The following is a 19,052-nucleotide window of genomic DNA, read 5'->3' as shown; positions in this document are numbered from 1 at the left end:
GCCTCAGCGGACGGGGCGGTTCAGCCTGACCCGTACGAGGGTGGTGTCCACGTCGCTGTCGACGAGGCGGCCGTCGGCGTCGAAGGCCTCCGGGCCGTCCGTCATGCCGAAGTCGTTGTCGTTGAGCAGGACGAGGGTCGAGGAGCCCTCGACGGCGACGCCCTCGATCTTGCCGGGGACGCCCTCGACGGTGTCGAGGTCGATCACGAGGCGCTTGTCGAGGACCGGGACCTCGGCCGCGGCCGTGTCGTCGAGCTGCTCCAGGGTGGGGCCCGCGGCGGTGTCCCAGGAGGAGCCGAGGATGTCGGAGCCGCGGCGGAGGCGGACCTCGTAGAGGCGGGCGGCCTTGTCGGTGCGCTCCTGGACGAGGAGGCGGTCGCCGCCGAGGGCGACGAGCGCGGAGAGCTTCAGCTCGGAGGTCTTGGTCTGGCCGGGCTCGACGACGCCGACGGCGTCGAAGCGGTAGGCGTACTCGGCGGTGACCCGGTTCTCGCGGGGCGAGAAGCGCAGCAGCCTGGTCGTGCGGGAGTTCTCGCCGGAGACCTTGTCGGGGTTGAGCAGCGGGCTCTGCAGGCCGAGGACGAGGTCGCCGTCGGGCAGCAGCGCGAGGCCCTCGAAGCCGCGGTTGGCCTTGCGCTGGAGGAAGACCGACGGCAGCGACTCGACGACGGAGTAGTCGGTGCCGGTCAGGCCGAGGCCCTTGGGGACGTGACGGGCGAGGACCCGGCCCTTCGCGGAGACGTGCACGAGCGAGGGCCCGTACTCGTCGACCAGCCAGAAGCCGCCGTCCCGGTCGCGGACGAGGCCCTCGGTGTCCAGGCCGTTCGGGTCGTACGCGAGCGGGGTGGAGGCGTCGTACGAGTACGGGGCCTCGTCGCGGCCGGGCTGGTTCGGCAGGCCGGTGACGGGGGCGCCGGAGGCGGTGGTGAGCGGGATCGACTTCAGGACCTGGAGGCGGTCGCCGACGGCGCGGATCTTCACGATGGCCGGGTCGAAGCCGGGCACGGGGAAGGTGCGCCGCTTGTCCTTGCCGACGGCTATCTGGCCGTTGGGGCCCCGGTCGGTGACGGTCCAGTACTCGCCGCGCCGTCCGGCCGGGTAGAGGTCGCTGCCGATGCCGCCGAGGTCGACGCCCCGGTCGTCGGCGACGCTGCCCGGCAGCAGGCCGTTGCTGAAGGCGGCCAGCGGGATGTCGGGCAGGGTCGCGGTGGAGACGACCCGGGCGGCGGGGCCGCCGTGGTGCGCCGGGGTGGCGTCGGCCGTCCCCACGACCACCGAGAGCGCGAGCGCGGCGGACAGCGGCAGGACCGCGAGGGCGGGCCGGCGCAGGAGGCGCGGATTCATCAGAACTCCCTTGAGCACATGGACAGTCGCCGGTGAGGGCGGCCTCATGGTCCAGTCCTTCGCGCAACACGCGGCGACGTGTTCGCGACGGCGGGGCGAGTCCTGGGTGAACGCGCGTCTCCGTGCGCCCCCGCTCCGTACCGGTCAGTACCGGTCGAGGATCAGCTGCGTCTTGAGGATGTCCCCGTGGTGGAGCCAGCCGTTGGCCTCGGCGACGGCGATGGCGTCCGCGTGCAGGTCGGCCGCGTCGGCGTACGAGTCGGTCTTGAACGACAGCTCGACGACGTACTCCGTGCCCGTCCCGCTCGCGCCGACGACCGGCAGCACCTCGATGCTCGCGTCGTCGGAGGGGCCCCAGGCGCCGCCGTACACCTTGGCGGTCACCGGGCCGTGGGCGCGGGAGGCCTGGAGGGTGGTCCTGCCCCAGCCGGTGCTGTTCCAGTTCTCCAGCTTGCCGGGGATGTCGTTGACGAGCCAGGTGCGGCCGGTGGTGCTCGTCGGCATCGCGGTGCCCGAGTAGCCGCTGGAGCTGTGGGACTTCTCGTCGGAGAAGCTGAGGGTCTGCTTGGCGTAGCCCCAGTCGACCTCGGCCTTGTAGTTGGTGTCGCCGCTGTCGAAGCCGGCGGCGTTGGCCGTGGTGAGCGCGGCGTCGATGTCGCCGTTCGTGACGGGGAACCGCTTCTTGTACGTCTCCTCGAACGACGAGCCGCTCTTGTGGCGCAGGCGGACGCTCCAGCCCTGGGCGTCGAGCGCGAGCGCGTCGGTGTCGTAGTAGCTGTACGAGCGGGCCTTGGCGGAGCCGGTGATCCCGAAGGCCGACCTGACCGCCGTGCTCGGCGCGAAGCTCGCGTCGAGGGCCGCCGTGGTGAGGTTGATCTTCACCTCGTACGTCGGGACGGCGTTGGCCGCGGCGTACGCCGGCGAGGTCGGGGCGAGGAGTGCGGCGGCGATGGCGAGGGCGACGGCCGGGCCGACGGTGGCCGGGCGCGTGGTCCGGGACGGGAAGGTCATGCGCCGATGCTCACGGCCGCGGGTGAGGACCGCGTGACCCGTGGACGTGGCGCCGGTGAACCGGCGGCGTCGGGAACCGGACGGCCTCCCCGTCGACGCCCCTACCGCAGCAGCAGGTTCGCGCCCACGTCCGCCGGGACGGCCTCCCGGACGGGGGTGCTGTCCGGGCCCGGGCGGTGCGTGCCGGGGACGGGGACGGCGGGGGCGGTGCGGTGGAGGAGGACGGTGCCGTCCCGGTGCCAGACCGTCGTGTAGCCGTGGGCGAGGAGGAGCGCGACCCGCTGCCGCTGTTCCTCGACGGAGGCGAAGGGGAAGGTCCGGTCGTCCGTCCGCAGGAGGACCCAGTCGGCGCCGCGCGGGGTCCCGTCGGCGATGACCACGTCCGTACGGGCGGTCAGCCGGGGCGCGATGGTGTTGTCGGCCTCGACCGTCGCGCCGTCGGGTATGAGCGCGGCGGCCGTGGCGAGGGGCCGTTTGTCCGGGGAGGGCCGCCAGAAGTCCGGCCGGAGGAGGAGACCGAGGCCGAGGACGACGGCCGCGGCGGAGGAGAGCGCGATCGCGGTGGCGGTCCAGCGGCGCAGGAGGGTCCGCCGCCCGTGCAGCCGGGCCAGGGTCTCCAGGGCCGCCGTCAGGAGGATCGGCCAGAGGAAGGCGTCGTAGTGGTTGATCACCGGCCAGTGGTTGGGGTTGTCGGAGAGGACGCGTTCCGCGAGGAGGGGGACGGCGAGCAGGAAGGTCGGGGAGCCGAGCGGGAGCAGGGCGAGGGTGCCGAGGATCCAGGCCACCATGGCGACCTTGACGAAGGGGGTGACGGCGACCTGGAGCAGGACCCAGGGGGCGGTGAGGACGTGGGCCAGGGCGTCCGCCGGGTCGGCGCCGAGGCGTCCGTACGACCAGTAGTAGCCCTCGGGGCCGCCCATCGCCGGCAGGAACCAGGAGATCACGAGGGCGGAGACGAGCGGGCCGGCCAGGGCGAGCGCGACGCCCGTGGCGCGGCCCGCGCGGTGGCCGGCGCGATGGGCGCGGACCGCGAGGACGAGGCCGTACGCGCCGACGACGAGGCCCATGTCCTCCTTGGCGGTGCACAGCAGGGCCGCCCAGAAGGCGGCGGCGCCGTACCGGTGGGCGAGTCCGCGCTCCAGCATGAGCAGGGTGAACGGCACGGCGAAGGCGACCTCGTGGAAGCCGTTGTAGGAGGAGTTCAGGAGCGGCCAGCCCAGCGCGTACACGAGTCCGCCGAGGTCGGCGGCGCGGCGTACGACGCGGGGCGCCGCGTCCTGGAAGGCGTGCCGGGCGATGCGCCGGACCACCGGCACGCCCGCCGCGAACAGCGCGGCCTGGGCGAGGATCAGCGTCCGCGGGTCGTCCCACAGCAGGTAGAGCGGTGCGAGGAGGGCGAGCGCGGGCGTGAAGTGGTCGCCGAGGAGCGAGAAGCCGGGCGGGAATTCGTGGTGGACGTTCTTGATCGGCGACCTGGGGAGCTCGCCGTGCGCGTAGGCCCGCACGGCCTGGTCGAAGATGCCGAGGTCGAAGCCCGTGGCCCGCAGGGCCGTCCAGGACTGCAGCCCGAGGCCCGCGCAGACGAGGAGGCAGAGGGCGGTGAGGGCGATGCCCCGGCGGCTGTCCCCCTCCTCGTCTCCGGCCGGCTGTCGGCCGGACCCCCGCGGCCCCGGCACACGGCCGGTGTCCTCGTCCGGCGGACTGATCTCCGTGTACGGCACCGCACTCCCCATGGCCACGACATTACGTTGCGTCGTTGTCAGTCCTGGGAGGAAGAATCGCGCCATGGTGATCTCCGCGCGCGCCCTCAACCGCTCCACCCTCCACCGGCAGTTGCTCCTGGAGCGCGCCCCGCTCGGTGTCGCGGACGCCGTCCGGCGGGTGGTGGGCCTCCAGGCGCAGCATCCCGGCTCGCCCTACGTGGCCCTGTGGAACAGGGTCGCGGACTTCGACCCGGGGCGTCTCGACGGGGCCGTGAGCGGCTTCGAGTTGGTCAGGTCGACGCTGATGCGGCTCACGCTGCACCTGGTGCACGCCGAGGACTACCGGGCCTTCCGGGAGGGCATGGAGCCGACGCTGCGCGGTTCGCGGCTGCACGATCCGCGGTTCACGGCGGCGGGGTTCACGGCCGCCGACGCCGACGCGCTGCTGCCCGGCCTCCTGGCGTACGCGGGGAGCGCGCGGACCGGGGCCGAGCTGCGCAGGCACATCGAGGAGGGCCGGGGCGGCCCGGTGGAGGCCGTCGTCTGGCGGATGGTGCGGCAGTACGCGCCGCTGTGGCACGCGCCGACGGGCCCGCCGTGGTCGTTCGGCACCGCGCAGTCCTTCGTCACGGCGGCCGAACTGCCGGTCCTTGCCGACCCGGAGGCGTCCGCCGCCGGCCTCGCCGCCCTGGTCCTGCGCTATCTGGAGGGCTTCGGGCCCGCGTCCGTGCCGGACATGGCGCAGTTCACGACGGCCCCGCGCCGCCTGGTACGGGAGGCGGTGCAGTCCCTGGAGGGGCGGCTGGACCGCCTGGAGGGGGCCGACGGGACGGTGCTGTACGACGTGCCGGGGGCGGTGCGGCCCGGCGAGGACGTCCCGGCGCCGCCCCGTCTCCTTGCGATGTGGGACAACGTCCTGCTGGCGTACGCGGACCGCAGCCGGATCATCCCGCCCGCGTACCGCAAGCACGTCATCCGCGTGAACGGCGACACGCTCCCGGCGCTCCTCGTCGACGGGTACGTGGCCGGGGTGTGGCGGCCGGTCGACGGCGGGATCGAGGCGAGCGCCTTCCGTCCGCTGACGGCCGGGGACTGGGAGGGGCTCGCGGCCGAGGCCGGGGCGCTCGGCCGTCTCCTCGCCGCCCGGGACCCGCACGTCTACCGCCGCTTCGACCACTGGTGGGTCAAGGGCCTCCCGTCGGCCGAGACCCGGGTGCTGCCCTGCTGACGCTCCCCCTCGCCCATTGCCAGCCACCCGGAACGCACATATCTTCGAGCCGACACCTACGGACCGGGATGCTCGTCAGTCCCGGGGCGGTCCGCCGTTCACGGGCCGGACGGCGGGGAGCGGGCCCTCGGGGACGACGGGGACGCTGGACGCCGGGCGTACGGGATATCCGTATCCACGTACCCGCAGGAGCTGAGCAGCACATGAGCAAGCACGTCCTCGCCCAGAACCAGTACGGCAAGGCCGAGAACCGCATCGTCACCGTCACCCGCAAGGGCAACGACGGCTCGTGGCACGAGATCCGCGACCTGAACGTGTCGGTGGCGCTGCGCGGCGAGTACCGCGACGTCCATCTGACCGGCGACAACGGCAACTGTCTGCCGACCGACACCACGAAGAACACGGTCTACGCCTTCGCCAAGGAGCACGGCGTCGACTCCCCCGAGGCCTTCGGCATCCTCCTCGCCCGGCACTTCGTGTCCTCGCAGCCGGTGATCCACGAGGCGCAGATCCGGGTGGAGGAGTACGCCTGGGAGCGGATCTCGGTCCCGTCGCGCAAGGAGCAGCACTCCTTCGCGCGCAAGGGGCAGGAGGTCCGCACGGCGCAGATCACGTACTCGGAGACCACCGGGCTCCAGGTCCTGTCGGGCCTCAAGGAGCTGACGGTGATGAACTCGACGAACTCCGAGTTCCACGGCTTCGTCAAGGACAGGTACACGACGCTCCAGGAGGCGTACGACCGCATCCTGGCCACCAAGGTCACCGCCCGCTGGGCGAACTCGGCCTCGGCTGCGGCGGACGCGGAGCACGACTGGGACGCCTCGTACGCGAAGGTGCGGCGCCACATGCTGGAGGCGTTCGCGGAGACGTACAGCTACTCGCTCCAGCAGACCCTGCACGCGATGGCGGACCGGGTCCTGGACCACGTCTCCACGGTCAACGAGGTCCGGCTCAACCTGCCGAACAAGCACCACTTCCTGGTGGACCTGGAGCCGTTCGGGCTGAAGAACGACAACGAGGTGTACTTCGCGGCCGACCGGATGTACGGCCTGATCGAGGGCACCGTCCACCGGCAGGGCGTCCAGCCGGTGATCGCGACCAGCGACTGGATCACCGCGTAGGGATCAGCGGAGCCCGGCCGCCGTCTCCACTCCCAGCCATACGGCTCCGAGTCCGGCGGCCAGGCTCCCCGTCACGTTCAGCGCCGCGTAGCCCTTCGCCCCGTTCTCGTACAGCCGGAACGTCTCGTACGAGAAGGTGGAGTACGTCGTCAGCGCCCCGCACAGGCCCGTGCCGAGCAGCAGCTGCGCCTGCGCCGAGGTGACGCCGGTCAGGAGTCCGAGGACGAACGATCCCACGACGTTGACGGTGAAGGTGCCCCACGGGAAGACCGAGTCGTGGCGCGCCTGGACCGCGCGGTCGGTGAGGTAGCGCAGGGGCGCGCCGACGGCGGCGCCCGCCACGACGAGCAGCCAGTTCACGCGTGCCTCCCCCGGCCCCGCACGACCACCCGGGCGAGGGCGACGCCCGCCCCGACGGCGGCGAGGGCGGCGAGCAGGGTCCCGCCCAGGTAGAGCAGACCGCGCGCCGGCTCGCCCGCGCTCAACAGGCGCTGGGTGTCGAGGCCGTACGTCGAGAAGGTGGTGAACCCCCCGCAGAAGCCCGTGCCCAGGAAGGGCCGGAGCAGCGGGTGCGGGGCGGTCGCGGTCTCGGTGAGCAGGACCATGAGGACGCCGAGCACCAGGCAACCGGTGGCGTTGACCGTGAGGATCGTCCAGGGGAAGGCGCCGACGGGGGTGGGCCACGCCAGCGCGGCGCCGTAGCGCGCGGCCGCGCCCAGGGCGCCGCCGGCGGCGACCGCCGCGACGACCGGCAGTTCCTTGCGCAGCCCCATGCGTCCCAGGTTACGAGAGCGGTCCGCGCCCCTGATCAAGGCGAGGCGCACGGGCGCGGGTCCCGGCCTGGGGCATTAACCGGGATCCGGCCCGTGCAGCCTCGCTCTGCGATGGTCCGGCCACGCCCTGCGACGGGTCAAAGCCGGGCCGTCGAGTCTGTCAGATCCCCCGCGGGGTATTCCGGAGTGCCGGGACAGGGGCCCGCGGCGGGGTGGTGGCGCCGCCTCTGACCTGCGGTGACACGAGGAGAGGTGGCCGGGTCACCATCCGGCGGCCGATTCGGGTGCCGGGTACACCTCGTCCCCGCGGGCGGGTCCGGGTGAGGGTGGTGGAGCAGCGGGAGGGAGCTGCGCAACCTGAGGGCAGGAGTGTCGTGAGTACATCCGTCGCAACCAAGCGCAGGGCCGCCACCGGAGCCGTCGCCCCGGCCGTGCCCCTGGGCGTCGTCAGGTCCTCCGGCGGCGCGGCCGACTCGCGCGAGGACGTCTACGCCGAGCTGTGCGCCGCGCTGTTCTCCGGCTTCCCGCGCCGCGACCAGCGCCTGAAGGCCGAGCAGTACCTGCACGGTCTGCTCACCGCGCAGGGCCGCAAGTCGATCCGCAACATCGCCGCCCAGATCGGCGGGCCGGCGGCCGAGCAGAGCCTGCACCACTTCGTCTCCAGCTCCACCTGGGACTGGCAGCCCATGCGGGCCGCGCTCGCCCGGCACCTGGAGCGGCACAGCTGCCCGCAGGCGTGGGTGGTGCGGCCGATGCCGATCCCGAAGGCCGGGGAGCACTCGGTGGGCGTGGACCGGCGCTTCGACCCGGAGCGCGGGCAGGTCTTCCACGGGCAGCAGGCGTTCGGTGTGTGGTTCGCGAGCGACGAGCTGAGCGTGCCGGTCAACTGGCGGCTCTTCCTGCCGGATCCCTGGGTGAACGACCGCACGCGGCGCGACCGCGCGGAGGTCCCCCAGGAGGCCGGCGAGGAGACCATGGAGGAGTGCGCGGTCGCCGCGGCGCTCGACACCGCCCGCTGGTCCGACGTCACCCGCAAGCCGGTGCTGCTCGACATCCGGGGCGGTGCGGGGCGGGCCGCCCTGACGCGGCTCGCCGGGGCGGGCGTGCCGGTGGTGGCCCGGATCAACCCGGGCTCGCGGCTCGCGATCGCCGACCGCTCGCTGCCGGGCTTCGGCGCGGGCCCGCTGTCCGCCGTCCAGATCCTGGAGTCGCTCAAGGGGCTGCGCCGGCCGGTGAGCTGGGTGGACACGGTGGCGGGCGCGCGGACCTCGCGGACCTCGCTCGCGACGGCCGTCCGGGTCGCGCTGCCCGCGCCCGGCGGGGAGCGGATGCGTCCGCTGGTGCTGCTCGGCGAGTGGGACGACCCGCGCCGGGCCCCGGCCCGGGTGTGGATCAGCGATCTGACGAACTCCCCGGTCGGTTCGCTGGTGCGGATCACGAAGCTCGGCCGTCGGGTGGAGCGGGACTTCGCGGAGGTCGGCGAGGGGGCGGGGCTGCGGGACTTCGTGGGCCGTTCGTTCCGCGGCTGGCACCGTCACATCACGCTGGCGTCGGCGGCCCACGCGGTGACGGTCATGGCCGGCGGCTGGGACGCGGCGTACGACACGGGCTACGGCTCGGGACGCTCGGCGAGCTGAGGGGCCCGGTCCTTCCGGTCACGTGCCCGCGGTCCGGAGCGTCACGCACCGCGCTCCGGAGGGCCCGGCTGTCGGGCCGGGTCCGCCGTCGCGCGGCCGCGGGCCAGGACCTCCCGGGTGCGCTGGAGGCGCAGCGCCAGCTGGACCTCCAGGACCTGGCCGGGCTTCTGCCACTCGGGGCCGAGGAGTTCGCCGATCCGTTCCAGGCGGCGGGAGACCGTGTTGGGGTGGACGTGGAGCGCCTCGGCCGCGATCGAGGGGCTGCCGCCGGAGGCGAAGTACGCCTCCAGGGTGTGGGTGAGGTCGGTGAACCGCTCGGCGTCGTAGTCCAGCACGGGTCCGATCGCCGACTCGACGAAGCCGTCGACGTCGTTGTCGTCGGAGAGGAGCAGCCCCAGGAAGCCGAGGTCCTGCACGGAGGCGGCCGAGCCGGTGCCGCCGAGCGCGCTCATCGCGTCCAGGCAGCGGTGGGCCTCCTGGTGTATTCGTCCGACGCCGTCCGGGCTCTGGGCGGGTCCCGCGGCGGCGACGGAGACGGGGTGCCCGAGCAGCGGGGACAGTTCGGCGGCGACGGCCTGGGCGGCGGCCGAGGCGTCGATGCCGGGGAGCAGCAGCACGATGCAGCCGCCCTGCACGGTCTTGAGGCCGGAGAGGCGGTACGCGTACGAGGACGCCCAGACCACCGCACGGCCCTGCTCGCCGCCCTCGGGGCGGGCGAGCACGAGGACGTGCGGCCGGCGCAGGTCGACGCCGAGGCGGCGGGCCCGCTGGGCGATCTGCTGGGGGGCGTGCGGCGGGTCGGCGATGAGGTCGTCGAGGAGTTCGTCGCGGACGGGTCCCTCGGCGACGGCGGTGGAGCGGCGCATGAGGAGGAGGAAGGCGACGCACTGGGCGGCCAGTTCGAGGAGGCGTTCGTCCTCGCCGGTGAGTCCGCCGGCGGCGCGGATGACGAGGCCGCCGAGGTCCTCGGAGCCCGCGATGACCGGCGCGACCCAGGTGTCGTCGTCGGTGAGGACCGGACGGCGCCGGGCGTGGGCGTCGAGGGAGGCCTTGGCGACGGCCTCCTCGTCCAGGCCGGGGATGTCCCCCGCCGAGGCGAGGGGCCGGCCGCCGGGGTCGCGGATCAGCACGGTCGCGTCGAGGGCGTCGGCGGCGGCCTTGGCCACGTGGCACAGGTCGCCGCCGGCGAGGACGAGGTTCATGATGCGGCCGTGGGCCTCGCTGACGTGCCGCATCCGGGCGAGGCTGGTGCGCACCCGGGAGCTGTCGCGCTCCAGTTCGGAGACCTCGGCGCGGGTGCGGTCGAGGAGACCGGCCTTCTCGACGGCGAGGGCGGCGAGGTCGGCGAGGCCCGCGAGGAGTCCGATCTCCTCCGGGGTGTGGTGGCGGACGCGCCGGTCCGCTCCGTAGAGGGCGCCGACGACGGTGTCCCCGCTGCGCAGCGGGGCGGCCACGATCGCGTGGACGCCCTCGGCGCGCAGGGCGGATTCGGCGGCCTCGTCGAAGGCGGGGGCGTGGACGCCGGCGTCGAGGGAGCCGGAGGGGGCGAAGCGCTCGTCGGCGAGGTAGTCGGCGGTCCAGACGGGGCCGCCGTGGAGCTGGACGGCGCCGCCGAGTCCGTACCCCTCGGCGATCCGGAGCCCGGGGGTGAGGCGCGCGCCGGGGCCGGTGGCGGGGCGGGAGCCCTCGGAGGTGTGGACGTAGCTGGCGCCGTGCGGGCCGCGCAGGGTCACGTAGGCGAGGTCGAGGCCGAGGAGCCGCCGGGCGCGACGGATGACGACGCGCAGCAGGCTGTCGAGGTCGTAGGAGAGGGTGAGGTCGCGGGCGGTGTCCGTGAGGGCGGCAAGTCCGGCCTCGCGGCGGGCGTCGCGCGCGCGTCCGGTGTGGACCGCGCCGGCGAGGTCCACGGCCCGCTCCAGGCGGTGGAGTTCCTCCCCGGCCAGTCCGGTCCGGCGGGCCTCGTCGAGGAGGGTGTCGAAGTGGGCGGGCGGGGCCTGCCGGGCGAGCAGTTCGAGGACCGTGAGCAGCGCGTCGGCACCACCGGCTCCGTCCGCGCCGTGCACTGTCATGGCCCCTGCTCCCGTGGTCGAGCGAAATCGGGCACCTGGGAGGAAACCCGTACTGCTCGCCGAAAATAATTCGGCTTCGGGAGTCGGTCAACGGTGAGTTGCCGCACTTCATTCCCGCTGACGGGCGGTCACGCCGCCGGGCGGCGGCCGCGCTGCCGCCGCCGCTCGGCCTGCGGAGCCCGCCCTCGCTCGGCCTGCGGAGCCCGTGGCCGCTCAGCCGACGGAGCCCGCCGGGACGAGCCGGGGGCGTGCGGGGCCGTACTGCGCCGTGCCGTACTGGGCGGGGACGTACGGGGCCGGGACGTGCCGGCTGGGGATGTACTGCGTGGGGATCCGGGGGCCGTACGCGGGACGGCCGGTCGTGTCCCGCACGGCCAGGACCGAGCGCTGGAGCCGGCGGAGCCGCGCCGAGGGTTCCATGCCGCTCTCGCCCTTGAGGGCGGCGCGCAGCCGCTCGTACACGAGGAGGGCCTCGTCGTGCTGGCCGCAGCGCAGCAGGGCGACCATGAGGTGGGCGTGGAGGGGCTCGTTGGTGCGGTAGCGGGCGACGAGTCCGGTGAGTTCGGAGACGAGTTCGGCGTGCCGTCCCAGGCCCAGCTGTGCTTCCAGCCACTGGTCGAGGACGCTGAGCCGGGACGTCTCCAGGCGCTCGATCTCCCGGCGGAGCCGGGGTCCCGCGGCCACGCCCGCGTAGGGTTCGCCGCGCCACAGGGCGAGCGCCTCGCCGAGGCGGAGGGCGGCCCGGGACAGGTCGCCGGCCTCCATGGCCCGGTAGCCGGCGCCGGCCGCGCGCTCGAACTGCCAGGCGTCGTTGGGGCCGCCGCCGGTGTCGAGGCGGTAGCCGCCGGGCTGGGAGACGAGGATCGCGTCGGCGCTGCGCCGGTCCGACCAGCCGGGGCGCGGCTCCGCAGGGTCGGCGCCGCGCAGGGCGCCCGCGATGAGGGTCCGCAGCTCCGCTATGTGCGCCTGCAGTTCGGCGCGGGCGCCGCGGGGCGCGCCGGACGGCCAGAGCTCCTCGGTCAGGACCGTCACGGGGACGACCTGGTCGGCGCTGGCCGTGAGCAGGGCGAGCAGCTGCCGGGGCGCGGCCGCTGTCGGGGTGATCGACACCCCGTTCTCACGTACCGACAATCCCCCCAGAATCCGGACGTCCACCTTGCCCCCTCAGTGCCTGTGCGGTGTCTGCGCGCGGATGACTCCCGATGATTAGAAAAGACCCCCGTAGTCATGTCAATAAGAAACCGGAGGGTACGGAATGACACCCCGAGATATCGGGGTGATTCACCCTCTTCGTCCGGTTATCTAGGAGTCGGTTTTCGTCACTGGCGCAGATCTTACGCATGCCGAAAGACTGTTTCCGGACTCGGGGGTACGCTTTCGAAGGGTCCCTGCGGATGCGGAGGGGGCCGTCACCCGCGAGTTCACGCCAGAAACCGGCGCGGGGGTACGGTTTGCCTAGAGCACCGCGGCGGCGGTGAGGAGCCCGAACGCGAGGGTGATCAGAGCCGTACGGACGCGGTGGAAACCGTTCCAGCGCTTCTCGAAGGCGGCCCGGACCGCGGACGGATCGCCCGCCGGGTCGCCCGCCGGGGCCTTCTCCGACGCCGCGAGGGCCGTGTTGAGCGGGATGTTCCCGCCGATGGTCACCGCGTGGTTGAGGACCGCGGCCACGAGCCCCGCGAGGACCAGCCACTTCTGCGCGTCCGTCCGCCCGTCGACGGGGACGAGGAACGCGGCGGCGGGGAAGGCGACCACTCCGAGGAAGACCGTGAGGAACACGGCCCTCGGCACGTACTCGTTGATCCGGCGCATCGCCGTGACGAACTCCGGGTCCGTCAGACGGCCGAGCGCGGGCATGATCCCGGTCTGGAAGATCAGCAGGAAACCGGCGTAGAGCCCGGTGCTTCCGACGGCGAGGGCGAGCAGCAGGGTGGCCATGCGGCCATTCTGTCCCGCCGCCCGCCCCGCGCGTCAGCTGTAGGGATCTCCGGACTTCGACTCGCCTTCCCCGTACGGATCTTCATCCTGCCCGGAGCCGATCAGTCCGGAGGCCTGCCGGAGGGCGTCGGCCAGCTCGGTGACCACCGCCGAACCCGACCGGTCGGCGATCGCCCCGGCGCGCTTCGTGAGCGCCGGAAGGCCCGGCGCGCCCGGCAGGCCGCCGCCGCGCAGGGCGTCCGCGAAGTAGGCGGCGATCGCGGTCAGCTGCAGGCTGTCGTGGCCGTCGCCCCAGATGTCCCCGCTCAGCGCGGCCGTCCCGAGGGTGCCGGAGCGCTCGTGCGGGGCCCGGGTGGCCGGGTCGAGCCAGCGGACCGTCGCGGTGGCGAGCGGACCGGCGGCCCCCGGACGGGTCTTGACCGCGTACAGCGCGGTGACCGTGTGCCCGGCCCCGACCTCGCCGCCGTCCACCCGGTCGTTCCGGAAGTCCTCGTCGGCGACCGCCCTGTTCTCGTAGCCGACGAGCCGGAACTTCTCGACGGTCCGCCGGTCGAAGGCGACCTGCGCCTTGGCGTCCCGGGCGCGCAGCTCGACGTGGGAGGGCAGCTGGTCGACGAAGACCTTCCGGGCCTGCGCCGGGGTGGAGACGTACGTGGTCTGCCCGTCGCCCTTGTCGGCGAGCCGCTCCATGAACGCGTCGCCGTACTCGCTGCCGACACCGACGCCGAAGAGCGTGATGCCGTACTCCCTGCGTTCCTCGTCGATGCGCGCGAGGATCGGATCGGCCTCGGTGTCACCGGTGTTGGCGAGCGCGTCGGAGAGCAGCACCACCCGGTTGGTGGCGCCCTTCCGGTGGCCCTCGACGGCGACGTCGTAGCCGGTGCGGACGCCCGCCCCCACGTTGGTGGACGAGCTCGTCGCGAGCGAGTCGACGACCTCGCGGATCCGGTCGCGGGCGCCCCCGACGCGGGTCATGGGCAGCCGCGTCTCGGCCTCGGAGCTGAAGGTGACGAGCGCGATCGAGTCGTCGTCGCGCAACTGGCCGGCGAGCAGCCCGAGGGACTCCTTGACCAGGTCGAGCCGGCCCGGCTCGTTCATCGAGCCGGAGACGTCGACGACGAAGGTGAGGGCGGCGGGCGGGCGTTCGGCGTTCCGGTCCGCGCCCCGGGTGGCGAGTCCGACCCGGAGCAGGGACCAGCCGTCGGCGCCGGCGCGGGCCCCGTCGAGGGTCACGCTGAAGCCGTTGTCCTTCGGGCGCGGATAGTCGGGCCGGAAGCTGTTGACGAACTCCTCGGGTCGCACGGTCGCGGGGTCGGGCAGCCGCCCCTCGGCGAGGGTGCGACGGGCGTAGCCGTAGGAGGCGGTGTCCACGTCCAGGGCGAAGGTGGACAGGTAGTCGGGGGCGGGCGTCGGTGAGCGCTGCTCGCCCTCCTGGGGCGCGGCGGTCCCGGTGTGCGCGCCGTCGGGGGCCGTGGGAGCGGGCCGGCCGCCGCCCTTGGGTCCTCCGTCGGCGCTGGTGCGGTCGACGCCCGCGCTGCATCCGCCGACGGCGAGTCCGGCCGCGAGCAGAGCCGCGACGGCGGCCGGGAACCGGGCCCCGCGGCGCCGGCCCCCGCCCTCGTTCTGTCGTTCCATCTCATCTCCCCCTTGTCGTCGGGCACTTGTGAATGTGACGAACGGGAGGCCCGCGCGGAGTCGTCGAAGGAGTTGCGGATGGATCTCGATGCGGCAACGGCGACGCGGGGGAAGCGGGGTGGCATGGATTCGCCATCCTTTTCAACAGGGGTTGTCACCGTGTGCAGTCACATGCGTACATGGAGTGGACATCGATCGGGCGGGGGTGGTCAGCGGTGGCAGAGAGCGCGGGCTCCGTGATGCTCGCCCGTTCGGCGATGAACCGGGCCGCGACCGAGGGACAGCGGCCCGCCGGGCGGCCGGTCCGGGGTGCGCGGCGGATCAGTGCCGCACTCGCCGGGCTGGCCGCCTCCACCCGGCACGAGCTGCTGACCTTCGACGACCCGGTCGCGTCCGCGGGCTTCGCGATCCCCGAGCCGTTCCTGGAGCTGGCGGGAGCGTGCATGCGGGCCGCGGTGGAGCGGGCCGAGGAGGTCAGACGGATCGTCCCGAGGCATGCCCTGCCCCGGCTCGAAGGAGGGCTCCGGTTCCCCGGCCGGGCCCGCCTCGCGGAGGCCATCCCGTTCAAGATGATCGTCGTCGACCGGACGGTGGCCGCGGTCCCGCTCGATCTGGAGCTGCTGTACAACGGGCTGCTGCTGATCCGGGACCCGGTCGTGGTGCAGGCCCTCGTCCGGGCCCACCACGCCTCCTGGGCGGCGGCCGAGGAGCTGACGTGCGCGGCGGCGCCCCCACCGCCGCCGGGCGATCTGCCGCCCCAGCTGCGCCCGGTGCTCGACGCCCTCCTGTCGGGGGTCACGGACGAGACGGCGGCCGCCCGGCTCGGCATGTCCGCGCGGACGTACAGCCGCAGGGTGGGCGAGCTGATGGCCGCCCTCGGCACGACGAGCCGCTTCCGCGCGGGCGCGGAAGCGGCTCGAAGGGGGTGGCTGTGAGAAGACCGTAGGGCCCCGGGGGCTACGACACGATGTCCTTGCGGGCGAAGCCGCGGAAGGCGAGCGCGAAGAGGACCAGGGCGTACGTCACGGAGATCGCCGTGCCCTTCACCATGCCGCCCCACTCCAGCTGGGGCTGGAGCGCGTCGATCCAGGCGAACTGCCAGTGCGCGGGCAGGAAGTCGCGCCAGTCGCCGAGCGCCGTGACGGCGTCCAGGACGTTGCCGACGATGGTCAGTCCGACGGCGCCGCCCACCGCGCCGAGCGGGGCGTCGGTGCGGGTGGACAGCCAGAAGGCGAGGCCCGCGGTGACCAGTTGGGAGGCGAAGACGAAGACGACGGCGATCCCGATCCGCAGCAGGGCGTCCCCGGCGGGGACCGAGCCGCCGGTGGGCAGCCGGAGCGGCCCCCAGCCGTAGGCGACCGTGCCCGCGGTCAGGGCCACGAGCGGAAGGAGGACCATCGCGGCCGCGCTGTAGCCGAGGGCGACCGCCAGCTTGGAGGCGAGGAGCCGGGAGCGCGGGACGGGCGCGGCGAGCAGGTACCGCAGGGAGGACCAGCTCGCCTCGGAGGCGACCGTGTCCCCGCAGAAGAGCGCCACCGGAATGACGAGGAGGAAACCGGCCGAGACGAAGAGGCAGGTCGCGGCGAAGTTGGCGCCGGAGGCCGTCGCCGTGTCCATCAGGGTGATGCGGCCTTCGCGGCCGCCGCCCCCGGGGCCGCCGATCGCGAAGGCCGCGATCAGCACGAACGGCAGGGCGACGAGGATGCCGCCCATGACGAGGGTGCGGCGGCGCTTCCACTGGCGGAGGGCCTCGACGCGCAGGGGCAGGGTGCGCCCGGGCCGATAGCCGGGGGCACTCGTCGACGTGATGGCCGTGGTGGTCGTGGCGGTCACGCGGCTCCTCCGATCAGGGTCAGGAAGGCGTCTTCCAGACGCCGGTGGGGGCCGACGCCGGTCAGCGGCACGTCCAGGCGGACGAGTTCGCCGATGAGGGCGGTCGGGTCGGTGCCGTCGAGGCGGACCAGGAGCCCTCCGTCGGTGCGGGTCGCCGCGCCGATGCCGGTCAGGGCGTCGATCTTCGCGACGAGGGCGTCGTCGATCTCCTCGGCCAGGCTCACCAGGAGGGTGTCGCCGGAGCCGGTGATCTCGGCGACCGGTCCGGCCTGCACCAGCTGCCCCCGGTCCATGACGACCAGATGGGTGCAGGACTGTTCGACCTCGGCGAGGAGGTGGCTGGAGACGATGACGGTCCGGCCCCCGGCCGCGTACCGGATCATCACCTCGCGCATCTCGCGGATCTGCGGCGGGTCGAGCCCGTTGGTGGGTTCGTCGAGGATGAGCAGGTCGGGCAGGCCGAGCATGGCCTGGGCGAGGGCGAGGCGCTGCCGCATGCCCTGCGAGTAGGTGCGGACGGCGCGTTCGAGGGCGCCGCCCAGGTTCGCGATCCGCAGGGCCTCGTCGACGTGGGCGTCCTCGGCGGGGCGGCCGGTGGCTTTCCAGTACAGGTCCAGGTTCTCCCGGCCCGACAGGTGCGGCAGGAAGCCGGCGCCCTCGACGAAGGCGCCGACGCGGGAGAGCACCGGGGCGCCCGGCCTGATGGCCTGGCCGAAGACCCGGATCTCGCCCTCGTCGGGGGTGATGAGGCCCATCAGCATGCGCAGGGTGGTCGTCTTGCCGGCCCCGTTGGGGCCGAGGAGGCCGAGGACCTGGCCCTGTTCGACGCGGAAGGAGAGGTCCCTGACGCTGTACCGCTCTCCGCCCTTGTACTTCTTCGACAGGCCGGTGATCTGGAGGGGTACGGCGGCGAGTTCGGGGTCGGGTGCGGGGGCGGTCGCCTTGCGGCGGGCGGTGAGCAGCAGGGCGGCGGCTCCGGCGAGGCCGAGGAGCGGCAGGCCCCACACCCACCGGGGCAGGGCGGCGGCCTGGGTGGAGAGGCCGGGCGCGGTGGGGACGGTGAGCGGGCCCTCGACGGCGACGGTGTAGCCGGCGGGGACGGCCGGGGAGGCGTAGCCGAGGTCGGTGGCGGCGACGACGAGCCGCAGCCGGTGCCCGGCCTCCACCTCGTGGTCGATCGCGGGCAGGGTCAGCGTGAGACTCTTCCCGCCCTTGGCGCCGTCGACGCGGACGGGGGCGACGAGCTGGGCGGGCAGCACCTGCTGCCGTCCGTCGGGCCCCACGTCGTACACCTTGGCGAAGAGGACGGCGGAGCCGTCGGCGGCGGTGGAGGTGACCTTGACGCGGACGGTCGGCGTGCCGGTGATCCGCAGGGGAGCGGTCTGCGGCTTCGCGTCGAAGCGGGCGTGCTGGCCGGGGAAGTCGAGGGAGAGGCCGACGCCGAGGGAGGAGAGGCCGGAGAGTCCGCCGCCGAGGCCGGGGACGGCCGACACGGCGGGCGGTGCGGCGCCCGGCGGGTTGGTGAAGGTCTGCGGCGCCCCGTCGAGGGCGATGCGCGCGGTGCCGGAGGTGAGCCCCGGGTAGCGGTCGGCGGTCGCGGCGCGGAGGGTGGCCTGCCCGTCCGTGGAGTCGACGCCGCCGGTGCGGCTGACGCGGAAGGCGGGCCCGGTGTCGACGGAGGCGTCGCGCTTCAGCCAGCGGTCGAACCAGGTGGTGATCCGGCGCTCGACGCGCTCGGTCTCGCGGTCGCCGCCGTCGTGGCCGCCGGCGGTCCAGTCGACGGCGACGGGGGCGCCGTTGGCCGTGAGGGTGCGGGCCATGGCGTCGGACTGGGCGAGGGTGAAGAGCGAGTCGGACTGGCCCTGGACGAGGAGCGCGGGCGCCTTGATCCGGGAGCCGACGGCCGAGGGGCTGCGGGCTTCGAGGAGGGCGCGGGCCGCGGGGTCGGGCTTCCCGGAGACGGCGACGCGCTGGTAGAGGGAGCAGAGTTCGGTGGTGAACCGGCCGCAGGAGCCGGTCTTCGCGGCCCCGGGGCGCCCCGCGGGCCGGCCCCCGGCGACCTGGGCGGCGGCGGGCGACTCGCCGGTGGAGAAGAAGATCCCGGCCCACAGCTTCTTGAAGACGCCGTTCGGGAAGAGGGCGTCGGCGAGGTTCCAGTAGGTGATCTGGGGGGCGATCGCGTCGACGCGCGGGTCGTGTCCGGCGGCGAGCAGGGAGATCGCGCCGCCGTAGGAGGCGCCGGTGATGCCGACGCGCGGGTCGCCGGGCTTGTCGAGGAGGACCTCGGGGCGGGCCGCGAGCCAGTCGATCAGCTTCCGGACGTCCTCGACCTCGTGGCCTGGGTCGTTGAGGCCGATCTCGCCGGTGGAGGCCCCGAAGCCGCGGGCGGACCAGGTGAGCACGGCGTAGCCGTCGCGGGCGAGGCCCTCGGCCTGGGCGCGGACGTCGTCCTTGGAGCCGCCGAAGCCGTGGCCGAGGAGGACGGCGGGGCGCCGGCCGCCGGAGTCGTCGGTGAAGTACGAGGTGTCGATGCGCACCCCGTCGATGTCGAGGGCCCGGTCCGCGCGCCGCACGGGCGGCGCCTCGTCCGTGGCGACGGCGGTCACGGTGCCGGCGCCGGCGAGGACGGCGAGGACGGCGGTGACGGCGGCCCACCGGGGAAGTCGGAGTCGCATGGCGTCGAGCCTAGGGGGCGTCGTCGTGCGACGCGGCTGTCCACGGAGGGAGATCGGCGGCCTTCTCAGGTCGTACGCGGCGCGG

General features: G+C 74.0%; 15 protein-coding genes. 4 read left to right on the top strand and 11 right to left on the bottom strand.

The window, feature by feature from the left end; translation table 11 throughout:
• Window positions 1–3 precede the first annotated feature (3 nt).
• The 3 genes from BLW86_RS24445 to BLW86_RS24435 all read right to left on the bottom strand — a co-directional run bounded on the left by BLW86_RS24445 (window position 4) and on the right by BLW86_RS24435 (window position 4,088).
• Window positions 4–1,344, bottom strand: coding sequence for an esterase-like activity of phytase family protein (locus tag BLW86_RS24445; RefSeq protein WP_093876027.1), 1,341 nt, complete (start codon window positions 1,342–1,344; stop codon window positions 4–6).
• A gap of 144 nt (window positions 1,345–1,488) precedes the next feature.
• Window positions 1,489–2,355: a hypothetical protein gene (locus BLW86_RS24440; protein ID WP_093876026.1), complete on the bottom strand. Its 867-nt coding sequence runs from the start codon at window positions 2,353–2,355 to the stop codon at window positions 1,489–1,491.
• 101 nt (window positions 2,356–2,456) lie between these two features.
• Entirely contained in the window at window positions 2,457–4,088 is a 1,632-nt protein-coding gene (locus BLW86_RS24435) for a DUF2079 domain-containing protein (protein WP_093876025.1), read from the bottom strand.
• A 52-nt stretch (window positions 4,089–4,140) separates the two neighbouring features.
• Between BLW86_RS24435 and BLW86_RS24430 the strand changes: the two genes are divergently transcribed.
• Both BLW86_RS24430 and pucL read left to right on the top strand, forming a co-directional pair.
• Window positions 4,141–5,286, top strand: coding sequence for a winged helix DNA-binding domain-containing protein (locus tag BLW86_RS24430; protein WP_093876024.1), 1,146 nt, complete (start codon window positions 4,141–4,143; stop codon window positions 5,284–5,286).
• Window positions 5,287–5,489: 203 nt separating this feature from the next.
• Window positions 5,490–6,407, top strand: a complete 918-nt coding sequence (pucL, locus tag BLW86_RS24425) for a factor-independent urate hydroxylase (RefSeq protein ID WP_093876023.1) — start codon at window positions 5,490–5,492, stop codon at window positions 6,405–6,407.
• Between the two features lie 3 nt (window positions 6,408–6,410).
• Here pucL and crcB (BLW86_RS24420) read toward each other — a convergent pair whose 3' ends face one another.
• Window positions 6,411–6,767: a fluoride efflux transporter CrcB gene (gene crcB, locus BLW86_RS24420; RefSeq protein WP_093876022.1), complete on the bottom strand. Its 357-nt coding sequence runs from the start codon at window positions 6,765–6,767 to the stop codon at window positions 6,411–6,413.
• Window positions 6,764–7,180 (bottom strand): fluoride efflux transporter CrcB, encoded by a 417-nt coding sequence (crcB, locus tag BLW86_RS24415; RefSeq protein ID WP_093876021.1) that lies wholly within the window; start codon window positions 7,178–7,180, stop codon window positions 6,764–6,766. The genes crcB (BLW86_RS24420) and crcB (BLW86_RS24415) overlap by 4 nt, the downstream gene beginning before the upstream one ends.
• A 374-nt stretch (window positions 7,181–7,554) precedes the next feature.
• Between crcB (BLW86_RS24415) and BLW86_RS24410 the strand changes: the two genes are divergently transcribed.
• The gene (locus BLW86_RS24410) at window positions 7,555–8,817 is read left to right on the top strand and encodes an IS701 family transposase (protein ID WP_093876020.1); all 1,263 of its coding nucleotides are present in this window, start codon (window positions 7,555–7,557) and stop codon (window positions 8,815–8,817) included.
• A 41-nt stretch (window positions 8,818–8,858) separates the two neighbouring features.
• Here BLW86_RS24410 and BLW86_RS24405 read toward each other — a convergent pair whose 3' ends face one another.
• From BLW86_RS24405 to BLW86_RS24390, 4 genes are all read right to left on the bottom strand, one after another.
• Complete coding sequence (locus tag BLW86_RS24405; RefSeq protein WP_093876019.1) at window positions 8,859–10,886, bottom strand: helix-turn-helix domain-containing protein; 2,028 nt, start codon at window positions 10,884–10,886, stop codon at window positions 8,859–8,861.
• A 213-nt stretch (window positions 10,887–11,099) separates the two neighbouring features.
• Window positions 11,100–12,017, bottom strand: a complete 918-nt coding sequence (locus tag BLW86_RS24400) for an AfsR/SARP family transcriptional regulator (protein WP_256341412.1) — start codon at window positions 12,015–12,017, stop codon at window positions 11,100–11,102.
• Window positions 12,018–12,341: 324 nt separating this feature from the next.
• Entirely contained in the window at window positions 12,342–12,824 is a 483-nt protein-coding gene (locus tag BLW86_RS24395) for an anthrone oxygenase family protein (RefSeq protein WP_093876017.1), read from the bottom strand.
• A gap of 33 nt (window positions 12,825–12,857) precedes the next feature.
• Window positions 12,858–14,459 carry a vWA domain-containing protein gene (locus tag BLW86_RS24390; RefSeq protein ID WP_093876016.1) on the bottom strand — a complete coding sequence of 534 codons (1,602 nt, stop codon included), beginning with the start codon at window positions 14,457–14,459 and terminating at the stop codon, window positions 12,858–12,860.
• A gap of 215 nt (window positions 14,460–14,674) precedes the next feature.
• Here BLW86_RS24390 and BLW86_RS24385 point away from each other — a divergent pair, with 215 nt between their 5' ends.
• Window positions 14,675–15,394, top strand: a complete 720-nt coding sequence (locus BLW86_RS24385; RefSeq protein WP_093876015.1) for a helix-turn-helix domain-containing protein — start codon at window positions 14,675–14,677, stop codon at window positions 15,392–15,394.
• Window positions 15,395–15,416: 22 nt separating this feature from the next.
• Here the strand turns inward: BLW86_RS24385 and BLW86_RS24380 are convergent, their stop codons facing one another.
• Both BLW86_RS24380 and BLW86_RS24375 read right to left on the bottom strand, forming a co-directional pair.
• Window positions 15,417–16,292: an ABC transporter permease gene (locus BLW86_RS24380; protein ID WP_093876014.1), complete on the bottom strand. Its 876-nt coding sequence runs from the start codon at window positions 16,290–16,292 to the stop codon at window positions 15,417–15,419.
• Window positions 16,289–18,967: a CocE/NonD family hydrolase gene (locus BLW86_RS24375; protein WP_093876013.1), complete on the bottom strand. Its 2,679-nt coding sequence runs from the start codon at window positions 18,965–18,967 to the stop codon at window positions 16,289–16,291. Before BLW86_RS24375 ends, BLW86_RS24380 begins: the two co-directional genes overlap by 4 nt.
• Between the last annotated feature and the right edge of the window lie 85 nt (window positions 18,968–19,052).

The organism is Streptomyces sp. TLI_105 (genome assembly GCF_900105415.1).
Taxonomy (GTDB): domain Bacteria; phylum Actinomycetota; class Actinomycetes; order Streptomycetales; family Streptomycetaceae; genus Streptomyces.
The sequence above is the reverse complement of the archived record's forward strand: the minus strand, read 5'-3'. Positions and strand labels throughout refer to the sequence as shown.

Coding starts and splice junctions, on each gene's coding strand:
- BLW86_RS24445 (WP_093876027.1), bottom strand. CDS start 1,344: ATGAATCCGCGCCTCCTGCGCCGGCCCGCCCTCGCGGTCCTGCCGCTG.
- BLW86_RS24440 (WP_093876026.1), bottom strand. CDS start 2,355: ATGACCTTCCCGTCCCGGACCACGCGCCCGGCCACCGTCGGCCCGGCC.
- BLW86_RS24435 (WP_093876025.1), bottom strand. CDS start 4,088: ATGGGGAGTGCGGTGCCGTACACGGAGATCAGTCCGCCGGACGAGGAC.
- BLW86_RS24430 (WP_093876024.1), top strand. CDS start 4,141: ATGGTGATCTCCGCGCGCGCCCTCAACCGCTCCACCCTCCACCGGCAG.
- pucL (WP_093876023.1), top strand. CDS start 5,490: ATGAGCAAGCACGTCCTCGCCCAGAACCAGTACGGCAAGGCCGAGAAC.
- crcB (WP_093876021.1), bottom strand. CDS start 7,180: ATGGGGCTGCGCAAGGAACTGCCGGTCGTCGCGGCGGTCGCCGCCGGC.
- BLW86_RS24405 (WP_093876019.1), bottom strand. CDS start 10,886: ATGACAGTGCACGGCGCGGACGGAGCCGGTGGTGCCGACGCGCTGCTC.
- BLW86_RS24395 (WP_093876017.1), bottom strand. CDS start 12,824: ATGGCCACCCTGCTGCTCGCCCTCGCCGTCGGAAGCACCGGGCTCTAC.
- BLW86_RS24390 (WP_093876016.1), bottom strand. CDS start 14,459: ATGGAACGACAGAACGAGGGCGGGGGCCGGCGCCGCGGGGCCCGGTTC.
- BLW86_RS24375 (WP_093876013.1), bottom strand. CDS start 18,967: ATGCGACTCCGACTTCCCCGGTGGGCCGCCGTCACCGCCGTCCTCGCC.